We start from the raw sequence: 18,060 nt of genomic DNA on the forward strand, positions 1-18,060 counted from the left end.
AGAAAGTAGGGTGAATTTCCTTTTTCTTTGTTGCTTTTTAGCTTTCATTTTATCAGGTTCGGCAATTAAACATTATTGTCAAAAGTTCATGGGTTTCAGAAATCAATTCACGCTTCAATTGTTCATGGTTTTGCCTCATTTCAGTTTGCATAAGTGTTTTGCTCGTAGCATTTTCAATCCCAATTATGGCGAGTATATTTGGTTTATCAGCTCAAAACTGGCTGAAACTAAATCGTACAAATGGTGTAAGAAAAAGGGATTGTTTCATCTCGCAGTTTTTGCCGTTGAAGTGATATTTTGCTCGCTTAATTGAGCTAGTCTAATTAAACTCAGTTTACAGTAAATCTTGGTAAATCAATTCTTTATCAATTAAAGCGAAGCGTTGACAAAGATCGTGTAACAAAGCAATCAACACGATGCTATTACACTCGGCATTCGTGGTTTGGAGTGTAATTGGTATTGTAAGTCGGTCTTTCGCACGTGTTATTGCGGCGTTATGTTTTCGGTTGTAATAATAAAAGGTAACAAAAATGAGTTCAAAAGTAATTTTCCATAAAGTTCGTGGGCGAGATAATGAAGAGTATATTTTCCTTGATCGTAATGACGATAATGGCACATATCAAGTTAGAGTTGGAACTTCTAGTTCTGTAGATTATTTCAATTGGACTGATGATTCTTCTACTTTTACTGTTGAGGAGTTTTTAGTTAATAACGAGAGTTACTCTGAGAAAGTTCAGCAGCTTATTGCTGAGTTTGAAGCAGAAGCTTAATATTTAGGATGAAAAATGAGAGTTGAATTAGAGTTTCTTGACTATACGAAATGTAGAGTGCATGAAGATACAATGGTTTTTTGTGGCTCAATTCCTGTTCCTGAAGTTGGGGAAAGGACAAATGTTGCAGGTTATACTTATACCGTTACAAAAAGAGATTTTATTTATTTAAGCGGTAAAGATGGATTTCCAGATTTGAAAATATCGATTTGGGTTGAGTAAAACATAACAAATGCATCAACACGATTTGCTACATTCGGCGTTGTCAGTTTGCCTTTAGTTTCAGTGATTAAGGCAGTAAAATTCAGCTAGGTCTGCATGGTAGCAAACGTGTTATGCAGGCGTTATGCGGGTGATTTAGTTCAATGTTTAAGCTTCAATAAAACTATTAATATTATAAAATAATAGGGTTCCAAAGATAGCTATAGTTACAGCGTAACCAATGGAAAGTGCAATTCCATATGATATTAAGTAGTTTTGTTTATTTTGACTTTCTACGGCCTTATCTTCGTCAAACGCTTGCACGAAATTAGCGGAAAATTTAGTTGGTAGTGGTTGAATGGACAATTTTCCAATACTTAAAATTGAAATAATTAAGTGTCCAATTTTATATACAAATGGATTCCCTAAAATGATAATTAAATGAGCAATAGCATCCATTCTGTTCTCTTAGTTTTGTGCAAGTTTTAAGTATCGTAACCGTTTTTGGTTAATGTAACTGTGGGTAGTATCTTGGTTCCACACAATTAATTTTATTTGTGCCGCATAACAAAGCAATCAACACGATTTATTACATTCGGCGTTGTAGGTTTGTCTTTGGTTTCGGTGTTTAAGGCGGTAAAATTCAACTAAGTCGTCGTAGTAATAAACGTGTTATTGCGGCGTTATGTGCAGGCAGATGAGAATTCTAGCATTTAAATATTGAACTTAAATGCTAGAAATAAAAAAATAGTAATATGTAGTAACTTATTCGTTTAGTATCTTGCAAGCTTTCGTGACTGCACTATCTAAACTTTCTAATCTTCCCGCTCCAAATGGACCAAGCACGCTTGAATATAAAGCAAACTTTTTATCAAAGGTTAAATCTAGTTGGTCATATAATTCCTGTCTAATCTGAGCGTATTGGTCAGGCTCAGCATTTGTTAAGTTAGTTAAAGTATTATAAATAAGTGAGTTAGTATCCATAGCATTATCTCCACGTAGTCCTTTTAATTATAGTATGGATATTTGAGGATATCAGGGCCACCAATCAAAGAGTCGTACTAATAAATGTCTGGTGTTAGAGTAAATAATGCACATAACAAATGCATCAACACGATTTGCTACACTCGGCGTTGTCAGTTTGCCTTTAATTTCAGTGATTAAGGCAGTAAAATTCAGCTAGGTCTGTATCGTAGCAAACGTGTTATGCAGGCGTTACACGAACTAAAGATAGCAGTTTTTTTGGCTCAGTTCAGCGATAGAACCGTTCGATTTTTAGATGTGAAAGTTGGGCGGTTTTCCTTCTTCTTTGTTGCCTTTTAGTTTTCATTTCATCAGGTTCGGCAATTAACTATTTTCGGTCTAAGTTCATGCGTTTCAGAGGCATTTTTACGCTTCAATGGTTCTTTGGTGTTGCCTCATTTTATTCTGCATCCGTGCTTTGCTCGTAGCATTTTCAATCCCAATTGTGGCAATGATATTTGGTTTATCAGTTCCAAACTTGCGGAAACCAAATCGTTCAAATGGTGTAAGAAAAAGGATTGTTTCGTTTCACAGTTATTGCCGTTGATTGGATATTTTGCTCGCTAAATTGAGCCAGTCTAATTAAACTCAATTTACAGTAAATCTTGGTAAATCAGTTCTTTACCAATTAAAGTGAAGCGTTGACAAAGATCGTGTAACAAATGCATCAACACGATTTGCTACACTCGGCGTTGTCAGTTTGCCTTTAGTTTCAGTGATTAAGGCGTTAAAATTCAGTTAAGTCTGTATGGTAGCAAACGTGTTATGCAGGCGTTATGTGCCTAATTAAGCTCTTTGTGAAAAAATGGAATAAGTAGTGTTTGAGCCTTTAGAAAAATTACCCCAAATTTGTAATCTGTATGACTCAGCTGATGAGTATTTAGTTCGAGTTTATAGGCAATCAGGTAACCTTTATCGAGATGATCGTTTATTTCTGACAAAAACGGAAGCGATTGCTGTTGTATTGTCGACTTTAAGGAGATCGAAAAGAGACTCTGCAATTGTGCTAGATAATAAAATAGGCTTGTTTGCTATTCAGGGAATGTACAGTGCAGGGGGGAGCCAAGAAGGAAAGAAGGTAGGTCGAATTGAAATTTATGCTCTTGGCCGAGATTTACCAAGTGACCCTAGAAGTATTTCGGCTAGTGATGCACCGAAAGAACAACGCTATAAGAATACGAAAGTGTTCCAAGAAAGTAAGTCGGTAGACTGGAATAAATTAATTCCACTGTTCATTGTTGGCATGTTGATCTTTGGTTTTTTTACGATCTGAGAACTGCACATAACAAATGCATCAACACGATTTGCTACACTCGGCGTTGTCAGTTTGCCTTTAGTTTCAGTGAGTAAGGCGTTAAAATTCAGCTAAGTCTGCATAGTAGCAAACGTGTTATGCAGGCGTTATACGAACTCTGAGAATGCAGTTTTTTGGTTCAGTCCAGCGATTGAACCATTAGTTTTTTAGGTGTGAAAGTAGGGTGGTTTATCTTTTTCTTTGTTGCCTTTTGGTGTTCGTTTTATCAGGTTCGGCATTGAAGTATTATTGCCCCAAATTCAGGCGTTTCAGCGGCTCATTTACGCTTCAATTGTTCTTTGGTTATGCCTCATTTTAGTCTGCATCAGTGTTTTGCTCTCAGCATTTTCAATCCCAATTGTGGTTAGGATATTTGATTTATCAGTTCCAAACAGGCTGAAACCAAATCGTTCAAATGGTGTAAGAAAAAGGGATTGTTTCGTTTCACAGTTATTGTCGCTGATTGGATATTTTGCTCGCTTAATTGAGCCCGCCTAATTAAAATCGTTTTACAGCAAATCTTGGTAAATCAGTTCTTTACCAAGTTAATTGGAGCGAAAGCAAGGCTCGTATAACAAAGCAATCAACACGATGCTATTTACATTCGGCATTCGCGGTTTGGAGTATAATTGGTTTGGAAAGTAAGTCGTTCGCACGTGTTATTGCGGCGTTATGTGTTTTTTTGAGATTATTGCAATAACCAGTATTCAGGCTTAAAGTAAGTAATCCATTTTCAGAGGTAAATCTTATGATAAGTTGCAATGAATATGATTATATTGAAATCGTCTGCTTATACCGATATCCAGTTAGGTTAACGATGAAAGTGGGTGAGTCTATCAAAGGCGTTGCTCTTGATACATCACGTAATGAAAGTAAGAATGAATGTATCAAACTCAATGCTAATGAAACTGAAATTCTAGTTGAATTAGATGGTATCTCTAAACTGGAAGTTTTAATTGATAATCCACATTTTTCTGAGGTTATCTTTAAATAATCTCTAGATATTCATAATATTTCTGTGAGTCGGTTTATTTGGGTAATCTACATTTTAGTATTACAGCGCTCCCTTTGAGAGGGAAAAATTTGGCTTATAAGAACACACATAACAAATGCATCAACACGATTTACTACATTCGGCATTCTAGGTTTCTTTGGTTTTACCGTATTAAGTGGTAAATTTAGGCTTAATCTGCATGGTAGCAAACGTGTTATGCAGGCGTTACACGAACTCTAAGATTGCAGTTTTTTGGCTCAGTTCAGCGATTGAGCCGTTAGTTTTTTAGACGTGAAAGTAGGGTGGATTTCCTTTTTCTTTGTTGCCTTTTAATATTCGTTTTATCAGGTTCGGCAATTGACCATTATTGCCAAAAGTTCATGGGTTTCAGCGGCTAATTCACGCTTCAATTGTTCATGGTTTTGCCTCATTTTATTCTGCATCAGTGCTTTGCTCTCAGTATTTTCAATCCCAATTGTGGCGAGGATATTTGATTTATCAGCTCCAAACTGGCTGAAACCAAATCGTACAAATGGTGCTAGAAAAAGGATTGCTTCGTTTCGCAGTTTTTGTAGTTGAACGGTTCTTTTGTTCGCTAAATTAGCTTTTGTAATTTAGAATTGGTTTCTAAATATTATTGGTAAATCAGTTCTTTACCAATTAAGGCGAAGCGTTGACAAAGATCGTGTAACAAAGCAATCAACACGATGCTAATTACACTCGGCGTTTGTGGTTTGAAGTATAATTGGTTTGGAAAGTAAGGTGTTCGCACGTGTTATTGCGGCGTTAGCCCTCAGGAGGAATTCTATGAAATCAGCAGTATTAGTTATTGATGTTCAAAGTGCTTTATTCGATCCAGAACCTAAACCTTTTGAATCTGATATTGTTGTCAAAAAAATTAATAAAGTCACTCATTGGGCACGTAACAATAGCCTTCCTGTGATTTTCATTCAGCATGAACAGCTTAATTCCATTCTTGAATTTGAATGTGATGGTTGGCAACTTCAATCTGGATTAGAGCTTGAAGTTACAGATATTAAAGTTCGTAAAACAACACCAGATTCATTTCTAAACACAGAGCTTAAAGTTGTATTAAATGCTCATCAAATCGAACACTTAATAATCTGTGGTTACGCTTCAGAATTTTGTATTGATACAACAGTCCGTAGAGCTGCGGGGTTGGGTTATTCTATTGAACTAGTATCTGATGCCCACACAACACATGATAAACCTCATGCCTCAGGGAATGAAATACGAATGCATCATAATTGTACATTGCCAAACATCTCAAGTTTTGGTGTTAAAATTACGGCAACTCCAACTGACGCTTTGATTTAAGGGCTAACAAATGCATCAACACGATTTGCTACATTCGGCATTCTAGGTTTCTTTTAGTTTACCGTGTTAAGTGGTAAATTTGAGCTTGGTTTGCATGGTAGCAAACGTGTTATGCAGGCGTTATAACGCAGGGTGGATATGGATAGAATCATCACATTAATTGAGAAAGATGAATTGAGGGTTAAGGCTCTTGATTGTGTTCGACAGCTCAATTTACCTCATTGTTATTTGGCCGCTGGTTTCGTCCGAAATTTGGTGTGGGACCATTTGCATCAGAAATCAGTATCAACGCCTTTGAATGACGTTGACGTAATTTATTTTGATGAAACTGAATCTTCCCCTGAAAACTATAAACTAATCGAATCCCAACTTTCTGCATTGATGCCAGAATTAAACTGGGAAGTGCGTAATCAAGCAATCATGCATAAAAGAAATGGCGATAAACCGTATTTGAGTATCATTGATGCAATGAGTTATTGGCCAGAAAAAGAAACAGCGGTAGCAATACGAAAATTAGACAATGGTAAGTATGAATGTATTTCTGCATTTGGCTTTGAATCGTTGTTTAATTTGCAGGTTACACATAACCCGAAGCGTTCTTTAGAAGTCTTCAGTGACCGTGTAACGTCGAAAGGTTGGCTGAGTCATTGGTCTAAATTGAGAACTGCGTTATAACAAATGCATCAACACGATTTGCTACACTCGGCGTTGTCAGTTTGCCTTCAGTTTCAGTGATTAAGTCAGTAAAATTCAGCTAAGTCTGTATCGTAGCAAACGTGTTATGCAGGCGTTATAAGCACCGATTTATTAAGGTTATTTGAGCCAGAGGTAAAGGTTTGAAATTTTCTACGCGTTCAGCGAAAGATAGTGATTTTGAGTTCTTATTTGAACTTAAAAAGGCGGCTGAATTTGAGCCAATTAAGGCTGTGTTTGGTTGGGATGATAAAATCCAACGTGAAATGCATCAAGATGAATGGGATGAAGAAAAGCCAACCATCATTGAAATGTCAGGTGAAGCAATAGGTAGCTATTTGCTTCAAAATAAAGGCGACCATTTCTATTTTTGCCGTTTCTTTTTACTGCCAAATTTTCACGGGAAAGGAATAGGAAGTCAGGTTTTAAGTCAATGTTTAGAGTTTGCTGATAGCGAAAATAAACCAGTGAAATTGTGTTATTTGCAAGGCAATCGGGTAGGCGGTTTATATCGTAAATTTGGTTTCCAAGTAACATCCGAAGATGCTCAATTTGTTCATATGAACCGTGTGAGAATGTGCTTATAACAAATGCATCAACACGATTTACTACACTCGGCAATCTCAGTTTGCCGAGTGTTTCTCGTTTTAAGGCGTCAATATTAAGTATAATTGCTTGGTAGTAAACGTGTTATGCAGGCGTTGTGCGTACTGAGTCCGAAATTTTTTGCACGGTTCATCAAAAGGATCGCGGCTTTCGTAGTTTCGGCTTAGTAAACGTAAATTTCTTCTTTGTTGCCTTTTGGTTTTCATTTCATTAGGTTCGGCAAATTAGCTCTTATTTCCCTAAGTTCAGGCGTTTCAGAAGCTAATTCACGCTTCAATTGTTCTTTGGTTATGCCTCATTTGAGTTTGCATCAGTGTTTTCCTCGCAGCATTTCCAATCCCAATTGTGGCAAGGATATTTGGTTTATCAGTTCCAAACTTGCTGAAACCAAGTCGTTCAAATGGCGTAAAAAATGTATCTGTTTTCCATTCACTTTATCTCGCAATTTAAGAACATTTTGTTCGCTTAATTACTACCGGTAAATTAGAATCAGGGCATAGAAAATCTTGGCAGGGCAGTTCTTTACCAAGTAGGCCAAGCCGAAAGTAAGCACGCACAACAATCGCATCAACACGATTTATTACATTCGGCGTTCTGGGTTTGCCTTTAGTTTCGTGATTAAGGCAGTTAAATTCAGGTTGGTTTGCATGGTAATAAACGTGTTATGCCAGCGTTAGCTGTTTTCAAATCAACCTCGAATAATAAGAATGGAGTAATTAAATGACAACATTTGTCGGTACCGAGTTAAAAATAGTCAGAGCAAAAAGCCATATTCGTGAACTAGAAAATCAAATGGTAGATTATATAAAGTTAAAGCCATTTAAAGTTGTTGTTGAAAGTGAGGAAGGCAATGCAAGTCATCTCTGGACACTTCGTGTAAAACACGATATCCCAATGATCTTTTCCGCAATCATTGGAGATGTAATTCATAACTTGAGAGCGTCTCTAGACCTCCTAGCTACGGAGTTAGTTGAACATGCAGGAGAAGATGCTAAAAATGTCTACTTCCCTTTTGGGAATGACTCTGATGGTCTTGAGAAAATGATAAAAAAGAGACGTATTGATAAAGCTGGTGAGGGTGTTGTTGATATTGTGAGAGAGCTAAAACCTTATACGGGGGGTAATAAATTACTTCGTTCACTTCACGACCTTGATATAACAGATAAACACAAGTCACTTGTTCCTGTCGCACACTATGCGGGGATAAAAAACTTCCAGATGAGTGGCACTTCAGGACCAATGTTAACAATTCAAAACTTACATTGTGGTCCAATTCGAGATGGAATGGTTTTAATGAGTCTACCTCCTGCTGGTAATGTGCGGATTGGACAGACATTCAATCCATCATTAAAACTTTGCCTAGACGAAGAAGTAGTCGACCGAGACGAAGAGTTAATAGAAACGCTACATAAGTACGTAAAAATGGTCGAAGATATCTTGCAAAAATTCAAAAAAATTGTAGAAAAAGAAAACAGCTAACAAATGCATCAACACGATTTGCTACACTCGGCGTTGTCAGTTTACCTTTAGTTTCAGTGATTAAGGCGTTAAAATTCAGCTAGGTTTGTATTGTAGCAAACGTGTTATGCAGGCGTTGTGCGTACTGAGTCCGAAATTTTTTGCACGGTTCATCAATAGGATCGCGGCTTTCGTAGTTTCGGCTTAGTAAGCACTCCTTTCTTCTTTGTTTCCTTTTGGTTTTCGTTATTATCAGGTTCGGCAAATTAGCCTTTATTTTCCTAAGTTCAGGCATTTCAGAAGCTAATTTACGCTTCAATTATTCTTTGGTTATGCCTCATTTTATTCTGCATCAGTGTTTTGCTCGCAGCATTTTCAATCCCATCTGTGGCAAGGATATTTGGTTTATCAGTTCCAAATCTGCTGAAACCAAGTCGTTCAAATGGTGTGAAAAATGTATTTGTTTTCCATTTACTTTATCTCGCAATTTAAGAACATTTTGTTCGCTTAATTGCTATCGGTAAATTAGAATCAGGGCTTAGAAAATCTTGGCAAAGCAGTTCTTTACCAAGTTGACCAAGCCGAAAGTAAGCACGCACAACAATCGCATCAACACGATTTATTACATTCGGCGTTCTGGGTTTGTCTTAGGTTTTGTGATTAAGGCTGTTAATTCAGGTTGGTTTGCATGGTAATAAACGTGTTATGCCAGCGTTGTGCGTACTGAGTCCGAATTTTTTTGCACGGTTCATCAAAAGGATCGCGGCTTTCGTAGTTTTGGCTTAGTAAGCGTCCTTTTCTTCTTTGTTTTCTTTTGGTTTTCGTATCATTAGGTTCGGCAAATTAACCCTTATTTCCCTAAGTTCAGGCGTTTCAGAGGCTAATTTACGCTTCAATTGTTCTTTGATTATGCCTCATTTTATTCTTCATCAGTGTTTTGCTCGCAGTATTTTCAATCCCAGCTGTGGCAAGGATATTTGGTTTATCAGTTCCAAATCTGCTGAAATCAAGTCGTTCAAATGGTGTGAAAATTGTATCTGTTTTCCATTTACTTTATCTCGCAATTTAAGAACATTTTGTTCGCTTAATTGGCATCGGTAAATTAGAATCTAGGCTTAGAAAATCTTGGCAGGGCAGTTCTTTACCAAGTTGACCAAGCCGAAAGTAAGCACGCACAACAATCGCATCAACACGATTTATTACATTCGGCGTTCTGGGTTTGCCTTGGGTTTTGTGATTAAGGCATCAAAATTCAGGTTGGTTTGCATAGTAATAAACGTGTTATGCCAGCGTTATGAGAATTAAGGGATAATTTTAAATATGGATATCAAAATAGATGATTTGAATGGCGGTGAAGTTGTTCAGTTATTAAAAGAACACCTGGAAGATATGTATGCAACGTCTCCTCCTGAAAGTGTGCACGCATTAGATGTTAGCGCTCTAAAAGTACCTGAGATTACGTTCTTTAGCTGCTGGAAAGGTGAGCAGTTATTAGGTTGTGCAGCAATTAAGGAATTGGATTCAAACCATGCGGAACTGAAATCAATGAGAACCTCTAATCATGCGCGAAATTTGGGTGTAGGTACGCTTCTTCTCAATCATGTATTAAATGTTTCATCGGATAGGGGTTATAAGAAAATTAGCTTGGAAACCGGTTCACAAGAGTTCTTCAAACCAGCTCGTAATCTCTATGAAAAATTTGGTTTTCAATATTGTGATCCCTTTGCCGATTACAAACCAGATCCACACAGCCAATTTATGTCGTGCACACTGGGTGAGACATTCTCATAACAAATGCATCAACACGATTTGCTACATTCGGCATTCTAGGTTTCTTTGAGTTTACCGCGTTAAGTGGTAAATTTAGGCTTAATCTGCATGGTAGCAAACGTGTTATGCAGGCGTTATGTGATTATTGAGGTTTGAGGATATATGGAACAAAAAGAATATGATGCAATACTAGTAGACACGTCTATATTTGATAGCAATGGGCTGCGATTAGAAAGTGGGTTGCTAGGAAAATTAAAGCAGTTTGCTGCAAGCTCTATTGAGTTTATTGTTCCTGATGTTATCAAAAATGAAATACTAACGCATCTAGATAAAAAAATTAAAATATCTCGGAGTGCTTTAGAAAAAGCAATTAACGATGCGAGTGACCATGTGTTTTTCGATGGAAGTGTATTAAATGATGCGAAAAATTTAATTGTTGGTAGTGATGAAATTGAGGGGCTTGCTAGCTCAAGATTAAATGCATTTCTTGTTAATACTGGTGCTTTAAGTTTGGAATGTAATGATTATATTTCTGTAGGAGAATTACTGAAGAAATATTTCGCAAATGAAGCTCCATTTTCTGAAACGGGAAAAAAGAAAAATGAGTTTCCTGATGCTATTATTTTAATGGCAGTTGAGGAATGGGCAGAAAGAGAAGGTAAAACAGTTTTAGCTGTAGCAACAGATAAAGATTGGGAAAGGTATTGTAATAATTCAGATAATATTGATTATATTGAAGACTTTTCAAAAGGACTGTCTTATTTCAATACAGCTACAGCACCTTATGCTCTTTTGGATAATCTTAAAATAGCTTTAAGTAATTCTACAGCGTCAACTTTTTTAACTAATATTGAAAGCGGTCTTGAATCAGCGTTATATGGATTTACTCCTGATCAAGAGGCTAACTCTCAATTTTATTGGGAAGCTGACGGCTCAAGTGGAAAATTTAATAGTTTTAAATTAATGGATAATAATTTCACTGTAATCGATACAGACGAGAATTGGGTAGTAATCGAGGCTTGGGCTGAGATCTATGTAGAAGCTGAAGGGGAGTTTTCATTATCCACTGATTCTATTGATGGAGACCTAATAGGTCTTGGAAGTATAACTGTTAATGCTGAAGATGAATTTCAATCAGAAATATTAATAACAATTTCAGGTGATTTAAACGGGGATATTAATGAACTTGTGATTGAAGATGTTGAGATTGTTGACCAGATAAGTGTCATAGATTTTGGTGAGCTAGAACTTGATTACTGCGATTACTATTAATCACATAACAAATGCATCAACACGATTTGCTACATTCGGCGTTCTAGGTTTCTTTTGGTTTACCGTATTAAGTGGTAAATTTAGGCTTAATCAGCATGGTAGCAAACGTGTTATGCAGGCGTTATGTGTTTTTCTGGCTTAACCTCTTTATTTAAGGTGCGTCATTCTGTATGGTTATTAGCATACAAATAATATCAAGGTTGAACTATGAACATACTGATTTTACGTCATTCGGCAGAACAAGCCGAAATTAACGGTAAGAGACATGTCACAACGGCATCAGAATTATCACATTCTACGGGTTATGCTTTAAACAAAGCCCAAATAGCGTCAGTTTCTGCAGGGACTCCAATCTATATTATCGACAAAGATAATGAATTGGCTTTTTTTGGTGAAATTGAAAGCCAAAAAGAACGATTTGTACAATTCCCTAAAAAACGAGAAAGAAGGCAGGATTTTTATATTAAAGATCTTTCTGAACGAGAGTTTGTCCATGTTCCTTTTATTAAAGGGTGGGAGACTCATCGAGGCGTAAAAGTTATGGCTTTAAATGATTTTGAACAGTTATTTCAAGTGTAATATATTGATAATGTAGATTACACATAACAAATGCATCAACACGATTTGCTACACTCGGCGTTGTCAGTTTGTCTTTAGTTTCAGTGATTAAGGCGTTAAAATTCAGCTAAGTCTGCATGGTAGCAAACGTGTTATGCAGGCGTTAAACGAACTGTCTCAATGGATAATTAAGTGATACAATAGTGATACTTTGTTCTTTCGATAATGGAAACTGAATATGAAAGTTGAATTAGTCACTACATTGAAGCGTCAAGCTACTAAAATTCTTTCTGAGCTTCATGCCTCAAAAGAGCCGGTATTAATTACAGAGCATGGTCAACCATCTGCGTATTTGTTGGATGTCGATGATTATGAATTTATGCAAAAACGTATTGCCATTCTTGAAGGCATCGCCCGTGGTGAAAAAGCTATTTCAGATAATCGTGTCGTTTCTCATGAAGTAGCAAAAGAGAAGATGAATAAATGGCTGTAATTAATTGGACTGAATCAGCATTACTAGATTTAGACGAAATTGCGGAATACATAGCCATTAATAATATATTAGCGGCTAAAGCGTTAGTTAAGTCAGTTTTTCATTGTGTTGAACGTTTGGAAGACTTTCCATTTTCAGGTCGTAATGTGCCGGAGCTTCCTCATTTAGATTATCGTGAAATAGTGTTACCGCCATGTCGTATATTCTACAAAGTAACCAATGACGATGTTGTGTATATCCTTTACGTTATGAGAGAAGAGCGCGAGTTACGCCAATTTGTTCTTAATGACCGTGGTTTGCAGTAAGAGTTCGTTTAACAATCGCATCAACACGATTTACTACACTCGGCAATCTCAGTTTGCCGGGTGTTTCTCGGTTTAAGGCGTTAATTTTAAGTATAATTGCATAGTAGTAAACGTGTTATGCAGGCGTTATACCCTGTTCGGTAAATTTGAAGGCTAGCACATTATCAATATAAAAATTGTGGTTATATTGTTTCTTTAATTGGTACACAAGGAATTAACTATGCAAAGAGCACAATTCATTGATTCTATCCATGCAAAAACGAAGGTTAATCTTACGTTCTTTTCGAAAGAAGATGGCCGTCAATTAACCCGTTTATGTGCCCCAATGGATTTTGGTCCAAGTCGTCGAGCTAATAATAAAGATGATCGTTATCATTTATGGGATTATGAAAGTGACAAAAGAAATCATGTTTTGTCACTTTTACCTGGGCAGGTTATTAGTATCGAGTTTCTAGACAGCGATTTTTGCCCAAGTGAGTTTATTACTTGGCAACCAAATTGGTTTGTTTCCCGTGATTGGGGAATTCATAGCTAATCAGTACGGGTATAACAATCGCATCAACACGATTTACTACACTCGGCATCTCAGGTTGTCGGGTGTTTCTCGTTTTATGGTGTCAATTTTAAGTATAATTGCATAGTAGTAAACGTGTTATGCAGGCGTTATACCCTTTTTTTGAATAAGGAAAAATTATTGGAACGTAAATTATATAGGGCTCTTTTTCGTCCTGAAAAACAACTTAATTGGCTATGTCCTACTTGCGAAGAGGGCTTGTTACGTATCAAACAAGGCACATTTGCTTCTGCCGAACTTGCTCATTCTGAAAAAGGGCACAGTCACCCTGAATGGCAACCTGATTGGGCTGAACTTTTGTATTCATGTATTTTTGAATGTCAAAACGATCATTGTGGTGAAAAAGTAGCAAGTAGCGGTATTGGTTTTTTAGATTGGGATATCGTCGAGGATCAATATGGCCAAGATAAGCAAGAGTATTTTCAATACTTTAAACCTAAGAGTTTTACGCCACCATTAAATATCATCAAAGTACCTAAAGGTACTCCTGAAAGTATTAGTGGCGCTTTGGAACAATCATTTGAGTTATTCTTTTCTAGTGCAGGAGCTTGTGCAAATCAAGTCCGTTCAGCCGTTGAAGCATTGTTAACTGAATTGAAAGTAAACAGATTTAGAATATCGAAAAGTAAAAAAAGAGTGCGATTGAATTTACACCAAAGAATTGAGTTGCTTCCACATAAGCATGAAAAATTTAAAGAAATGCTGTTTGCTGTAAAATGGCTTGGAAATGCAGGTAGTCACGAAGGTACTGAATTAAGTGCTAATGATGTCTTAGATGCCTATGAAATAATGGAACATCTCTTAGATGAAATCTATTCAGATAAGAGTTCTAGGTTAAATGCAATAGCTAAGAGAGTTAATCGAAACAAAGGTCCAAAATAGTTAATCATCATGGGTATAACAAATGCATCAACACGATTTGCTACATTCGGCATTCTAGGTTTCTTTGAGTTTACCGTATTAAGTGGTAAATTTGGGCTTAATTTGCATGGTAGCAAACGTGTTATGCAGGCGTTAAATGAACTGTCTCAATGGCTAATAAAGTGATACAATAGTGACACTTTATTCTTTCGATAATGGAAACTGAATATGAAAGTTGAATTAGTCACTACATTAAAACGTCAAGCAACCAAGATTCTTTCTGAGCTTCATGCTTCAAAAGAACCAGTGTTAATTACAGAGCACGGTCAACCGTCGGCTTATTTGTTAGATGTTGATGATTACGAGTTTATGCAAAAACGAATTGCTATTCTTGAAGGTATTGCTCGCGGTGAAAAAGCAATTTCAGATAATCGTGTAGTTTCTCATGAAGTCGCAAAAGAGAAGATGAATAAATGGCTGTAATTAATTGGACTGAATCAGCATTATTAGATTTGGACGAAATTGCAGAATATATCGCTATTAATAATATCTTAGCGGCTAAGGCGTTAGTTCAATCAGTTTTCCATCGTGTTGAGCGTTTAGAGGATTTTCCATTATCAGGCCGTAGTGTTCCTGAGCTTCCTCATTTAGATTATCGTGAAATTGTATTACCACCATGCCGTATTTTTTACAAAGTAACCAACGATGATATTGTATATATTCTTTATGTCATGAGGGAAGAGCGCGAGTTGCGCCAATTTGTTCTCAATGACCGTGGTTTGCAGTAAGAGTTCATTTAACAAATGCATCAACACGATTTGCTACACTCGGCGTTGTCAGTTTGTCTTTAGTTTCAGTGATTAAGGCGTTAAAATTCAGCTAGGTCTGTATCGTAGCAAACGTGTTATGCAGGCGTTATAAGCTTGTTTTAGTTCAAGGGGTTACAATGGATTGTCAGTTTAAGCCAATAGATTTAGATGCCAATTTCAGAGATTGCGTTCAGTTTCGTGAAGATTCCTATTTTTGTAGTTTTGGTACTTCTGAAGGCTACCTTGAAACGATTGGTCAAAATGGTGAGGTTTATTATACCAAACTACTTTCTAGACTTGGCTCGCCTGAATGGGGTTATTTCCATTTATGGTCTGGCGATGAATTGATAGGGCAACTGGAGTTTAAGTCTCATTCTGAAATTGCAGGTTTTGGGTACATTCACCTGATTTATTTAGTTCCAAATTATCGAGGTTTAGGTCTTTCTGAAACCATCCATAATTTTCTAATCGAGCAATTGAAACTCATGGGTTGTAATGGTGCTGTATTATCAGTTAGCCGAGAAAATAAACGAGCAATCAGTTTTTATCAAAAGAATGGTTGGCAGTATTGGAAGCCTAATCACAATCATCAACTAACTGATTTCTTTAGCATTGAATTCTGCTTATAACAAAGCCATCAACACGATTTATTACATTCGGCATTGTAGGTTTGTCTTTAGTTTCGGTGTTTAAGGCGTTAAAATTTAAGTAAGCCGTCATCGTAATAAACGTGTTATGGCGGCGTTATATTGCGAAAATAGTTAAGAGGATTTCATGGAAGAACAGTCTCAAGTCTACTTAAATCAGTATCTAAGCTCACTTTCTGAAATTGAGCGTAAAAAGTATCAATCATTCGGCTCAGACTATTTCTGTGCTGATAAGCATAATGCCAATCTATGTGCTGAATTAATCCGAATTGGCCAAAAGACAGCAACTTGTAGCTTAAATGTTTGGTACGAATCTGGTGAAGAACCAATGCCAACCGTTGGTCATTTACAAGTGGTTGTTGATTGGAACGGAAAGCCAATTTGTATCATTGAAATTGATTCAGTTGAAACGTGTAAATATAACGAAGTGACGGCTGAGTTTTCTCATGCAGAAGGCGAGGGCGACCGTTCATTAAAATGGTGGCGTGAAGCTCATTGGCGTTTCTTTGCTGCTGAATGTTCAGAGTTAAATATTGAACCTAATGAGGACATGGTTCTTGTATTGGAACGATTTCATGTCGTTTATCAATAGGCAATATAACAAATGCATCAACACGATTTACTACACTCGGCATCTCAGGTTGTCGGGTGTTTCTCGTTTTAAGGCGTCAATTTTAAGTATAATTGTATAGTAGTAAACGTGTTATGCAGGCGTTACACGAACTAAAGATTGCAGTTTTCTGGCTTAGTTCAGCGATTGAGCCGTTAGTTTTTTAGGCGTGAAAGTAGGGTGGATTTCCTTTTTCTTTGCTGCCTTTTAGATTTCATTTTATCAGGTTCGGCAAGTTAGCCCTTATTTCCCCAAGTTCATGGATTTCAGGAGTTAATTCACGCTTCAATTGTCCATGGTTTTGCCTCATTTTATTCTGCATCAGTGCTTTGCTCTCAGTATTTTCAATCCCAATTGTGGCGAGGATATTTGGTTTATCAGCTCCAAACAGGCTGAAACCAAATCGTACAAATGGTGTAAGAAAAAGGGATTGTTTAGTTTCACAGTTATTGCCGTTGCAATGATATTTTGCTCGCTTAATTGAGTCAGTCTAATTAAACTCAGTTTACAGTAAATCTTGGTAAATCAATTCTTTACCAATTAAAGCGAAGCGTTGACAAAGATCGTGTAACAAATGCATCAACACGATTTACTACACTCGGCAATCTCAGTTTGCTGGGTGTTTCTCGTTTTAAGGCGTCAATTTTAAGTATAATTGCATAGTAGTAAACGTGTTATGCAGGCGTTATGTGCTTATCGATATTTGAAATTAAGATACAGCTCTCATATTACCTTATTGATTTATGTACAATAATTAATGTAGTTAATTCAAATTGTCATTTCTTACTAAGGATTGAAGAATATGAATAGTTGGATAAATAAACAATATAATCGTTGGGCAATCACTCGAAGAAAAGGTCGTTTACATTATGTGGTTAAGCATACGCTAATAGTTGCTGGAGCAGTTTTGTTCGGTACTTTTTTAGGTTTTATGCTGTTTGATAAGATCCGTAATTGGGGTGAATTTTCAATTGATTTTGGTATTGCAGCGATAGCTTTACTTGTATTTGGTTTAGTTATTAATCACATTATTTGGATAGTCGCAGAAATCTTTTACGAAAAAGAATTTGCCAAGAGAGAGCGCACATAACAATCGCATCAACACGATTTACTACATTCGGCATTGTAGGTTTGTCTTTAGTTTCGGTGTTTATGGCGGTAAAATTCAGCTTGATCTGTATAGTAGTAAACGTGTTATGCAGGCGTTACACGAACTCTAAGAACGCAGTTTTTTGGCTCAGTTCAGCGATTGAGCCATTAATTTTTTAGGCGTGAAAGTAGGGTGGTTTTCCTTTTTCTTTGTTGCCTTTTTGTGTTCGTTTCATCAGGTTCGGCATTGAACTATTATTGCCCCAAATTCAGGCGTTTCAGAAGCTAATTTACGCTTCAATTGTTCTTTGGCTATGCCTCATTTTAGCCTGCATCAGTGTTTTTCTCTCAGCATTTTCAATCCCAATTGTGGTAAGGATATTTGGTTTATCAGCTCAAAACTGGCTGAAACCAAATCGTACAAATGGTGTAAGAAAAAGGGATTGTTTCGTTTCACAGTTATTGCCGTTGAAATGATATTTTGCTCGCTTAATTGAACCAGTCTAATTAAACTCAATTTACAGTAAATCTTAGCAAATCAATTCTTTACCTATTAAAGCGAAGCGTTGACAAAGATCGTGTAACAAAGCAATCAACACGATTTACTACATTCGGCGTTCTAGGTTTGTCTTTAGTTTCAGTGATTAAGGCGGTAAAATTCAGCTAAGTCTGTGTCGTAGTAAACGTGTTATTGC

24 protein-coding genes are annotated in these 18,060 nt (G+C 36.7%); 22 read left to right on the forward strand and 2 right to left on the reverse strand.

Annotated features, from left to right (window positions below):
* Nucleotides 1–530 precede the first annotated feature (530 nt).
* Entirely contained in the window at nt 531–770 is a 240-nt protein-coding gene (locus PVK63_RS19420; RefSeq protein WP_133415956.1) for a hypothetical protein, read from the forward strand.
* Between the two features lie 15 nt (nt 771–785).
* Nucleotides 786–992 (forward strand): hypothetical protein, encoded by a 207-nt coding sequence (locus PVK63_RS19425; RefSeq protein ID WP_274440921.1) that lies wholly within the window; start codon nt 786–788, stop codon nt 990–992.
* 147 nt (nt 993–1,139) lie between these two features.
* Here the strand turns inward: PVK63_RS19425 and PVK63_RS19430 are convergent, their stop codons facing one another.
* Together PVK63_RS19430 and PVK63_RS19435 are read right to left on the reverse strand one after the other, a co-directional pair.
* Nucleotides 1,140–1,430 carry a hypothetical protein gene (locus PVK63_RS19430; RefSeq protein WP_274440919.1) on the reverse strand — a complete coding sequence of 97 codons (291 nt, stop codon included), beginning with the start codon at nt 1,428–1,430 and terminating at the stop codon, nt 1,140–1,142.
* A 306-nt stretch (nt 1,431–1,736) separates the two neighbouring features.
* Nucleotides 1,737–1,955, reverse strand: a complete 219-nt coding sequence (locus PVK63_RS19435) for a PAS factor family protein (RefSeq protein ID WP_135353954.1) — start codon at nt 1,953–1,955, stop codon at nt 1,737–1,739.
* An 856-nt stretch (nt 1,956–2,811) separates the two neighbouring features.
* Here PVK63_RS19435 and PVK63_RS19440 point away from each other — a divergent pair.
* The 20 genes from PVK63_RS19440 (at nt 2,812) to PVK63_RS19530 (ending at nt 17,366) form a co-directional block, all read left to right on the forward strand.
* Nucleotides 2,812–3,267, forward strand: coding sequence for a hypothetical protein (locus tag PVK63_RS19440; protein ID WP_274440915.1), 456 nt, complete (start codon nt 2,812–2,814; stop codon nt 3,265–3,267).
* 769 nt (nt 3,268–4,036) lie between these two features.
* Nucleotides 4,037–4,282, forward strand: a complete 246-nt coding sequence (locus tag PVK63_RS19445) for a Rho-binding antiterminator (RefSeq protein ID WP_026029357.1) — start codon at nt 4,037–4,039, stop codon at nt 4,280–4,282.
* Nucleotides 4,283–5,089: 807 nt separating this feature from the next.
* Nucleotides 5,090–5,620: an isochorismatase family protein gene (locus PVK63_RS19450; RefSeq protein ID WP_012535664.1), complete on the forward strand. Its 531-nt coding sequence runs from the start codon at nt 5,090–5,092 to the stop codon at nt 5,618–5,620.
* Between the two features lie 138 nt (nt 5,621–5,758).
* Nucleotides 5,759–6,295 carry a nucleotidyltransferase family protein gene (locus PVK63_RS19455; RefSeq protein WP_274440910.1) on the forward strand — a complete coding sequence of 179 codons (537 nt, stop codon included), beginning with the start codon at nt 5,759–5,761 and terminating at the stop codon, nt 6,293–6,295.
* Nucleotides 6,296–6,456: 161 nt separating this feature from the next.
* A complete protein-coding gene (locus tag PVK63_RS19460) occupies nt 6,457–6,900 on the forward strand; it encodes a GNAT family N-acetyltransferase (protein ID WP_274440908.1) in 444 nt (147 codons plus the stop codon).
* 739 nt (nt 6,901–7,639) lie between these two features.
* Nucleotides 7,640–8,398, forward strand: coding sequence for a hypothetical protein (locus PVK63_RS19465; RefSeq protein ID WP_274440907.1), 759 nt, complete (start codon nt 7,640–7,642; stop codon nt 8,396–8,398).
* Between the two features lie 330 nt (nt 8,399–8,728).
* Nucleotides 8,729–8,869 carry a hypothetical protein gene (locus PVK63_RS20050; protein ID WP_443111743.1) on the forward strand — a complete coding sequence of 47 codons (141 nt, stop codon included), beginning with the start codon at nt 8,729–8,731 and terminating at the stop codon, nt 8,867–8,869.
* 828 nt (nt 8,870–9,697) lie between these two features.
* Nucleotides 9,698–10,168: a GNAT family N-acetyltransferase gene (locus PVK63_RS19470; protein ID WP_065611809.1), complete on the forward strand. Its 471-nt coding sequence runs from the start codon at nt 9,698–9,700 to the stop codon at nt 10,166–10,168.
* 141 nt (nt 10,169–10,309) lie between these two features.
* Nucleotides 10,310–11,419, forward strand: a complete 1,110-nt coding sequence (locus PVK63_RS19475; RefSeq protein WP_130049425.1) for a PIN domain-containing protein — start codon at nt 10,310–10,312, stop codon at nt 11,417–11,419.
* Between the two features lie 207 nt (nt 11,420–11,626).
* The gene (locus PVK63_RS19480) at nt 11,627–11,998 is read left to right on the forward strand and encodes a hypothetical protein (RefSeq protein ID WP_274440906.1); all 372 of its coding nucleotides are present in this window, start codon (nt 11,627–11,629) and stop codon (nt 11,996–11,998) included.
* Nucleotides 11,999–12,215: 217 nt separating this feature from the next.
* Nucleotides 12,216–12,470: a type II toxin-antitoxin system Phd/YefM family antitoxin gene (locus tag PVK63_RS19485; RefSeq protein WP_012551865.1), complete on the forward strand. Its 255-nt coding sequence runs from the start codon at nt 12,216–12,218 to the stop codon at nt 12,468–12,470.
* A complete protein-coding gene (locus PVK63_RS19490) occupies nt 12,461–12,775 on the forward strand; it encodes a type II toxin-antitoxin system RelE/ParE family toxin (protein ID WP_012551866.1) in 315 nt (104 codons plus the stop codon). Before PVK63_RS19485 ends, PVK63_RS19490 begins: the two co-directional genes overlap by 10 nt.
* Before the next feature lie 220 nt (nt 12,776–12,995).
* Nucleotides 12,996–13,310 (forward strand): hypothetical protein, encoded by a 315-nt coding sequence (locus PVK63_RS19495; RefSeq protein ID WP_274440904.1) that lies wholly within the window; start codon nt 12,996–12,998, stop codon nt 13,308–13,310.
* A 159-nt stretch (nt 13,311–13,469) separates the two neighbouring features.
* Nucleotides 13,470–14,231, forward strand: coding sequence for a DUF4145 domain-containing protein (locus PVK63_RS19500; protein WP_274440903.1), 762 nt, complete (start codon nt 13,470–13,472; stop codon nt 14,229–14,231).
* 9 nt (nt 14,232–14,240) lie between these two features.
* A complete protein-coding gene (locus tag PVK63_RS19505) occupies nt 14,241–14,396 on the forward strand; it encodes a hypothetical protein (RefSeq protein WP_274440901.1) in 156 nt (51 codons plus the stop codon).
* Between the two features lie 42 nt (nt 14,397–14,438).
* Nucleotides 14,439–14,693 (forward strand): type II toxin-antitoxin system Phd/YefM family antitoxin, encoded by a 255-nt coding sequence (locus tag PVK63_RS19510; RefSeq protein WP_012551865.1) that lies wholly within the window; start codon nt 14,439–14,441, stop codon nt 14,691–14,693.
* Nucleotides 14,684–14,998 (forward strand): type II toxin-antitoxin system RelE/ParE family toxin, encoded by a 315-nt coding sequence (locus PVK63_RS19515; RefSeq protein ID WP_011263487.1) that lies wholly within the window; start codon nt 14,684–14,686, stop codon nt 14,996–14,998. The genes PVK63_RS19510 and PVK63_RS19515 overlap by 10 nt, the downstream gene beginning before the upstream one ends.
* Nucleotides 14,999–15,156: 158 nt before the next feature.
* Nucleotides 15,157–15,648 carry a GNAT family N-acetyltransferase gene (locus tag PVK63_RS19520; RefSeq protein WP_102502985.1) on the forward strand — a complete coding sequence of 164 codons (492 nt, stop codon included), beginning with the start codon at nt 15,157–15,159 and terminating at the stop codon, nt 15,646–15,648.
* Between the two features lie 145 nt (nt 15,649–15,793).
* The gene (locus PVK63_RS19525) at nt 15,794–16,258 is read left to right on the forward strand and encodes an ASCH domain-containing protein (RefSeq protein ID WP_130088434.1); all 465 of its coding nucleotides are present in this window, start codon (nt 15,794–15,796) and stop codon (nt 16,256–16,258) included.
* Between the two features lie 820 nt (nt 16,259–17,078).
* Nucleotides 17,079–17,366 carry a hypothetical protein gene (locus tag PVK63_RS19530; protein ID WP_065640582.1) on the forward strand — a complete coding sequence of 96 codons (288 nt, stop codon included), beginning with the start codon at nt 17,079–17,081 and terminating at the stop codon, nt 17,364–17,366.
* The last annotated feature ends 694 nt before the right edge of the window (nt 17,367–18,060 follow it).

Source organism: Aliivibrio sp. S2TY2, assembly GCF_028765525.1.
Classification (GTDB): Bacteria; Pseudomonadota; Gammaproteobacteria; order Enterobacterales; family Vibrionaceae; genus Aliivibrio; species Aliivibrio finisterrensis_A.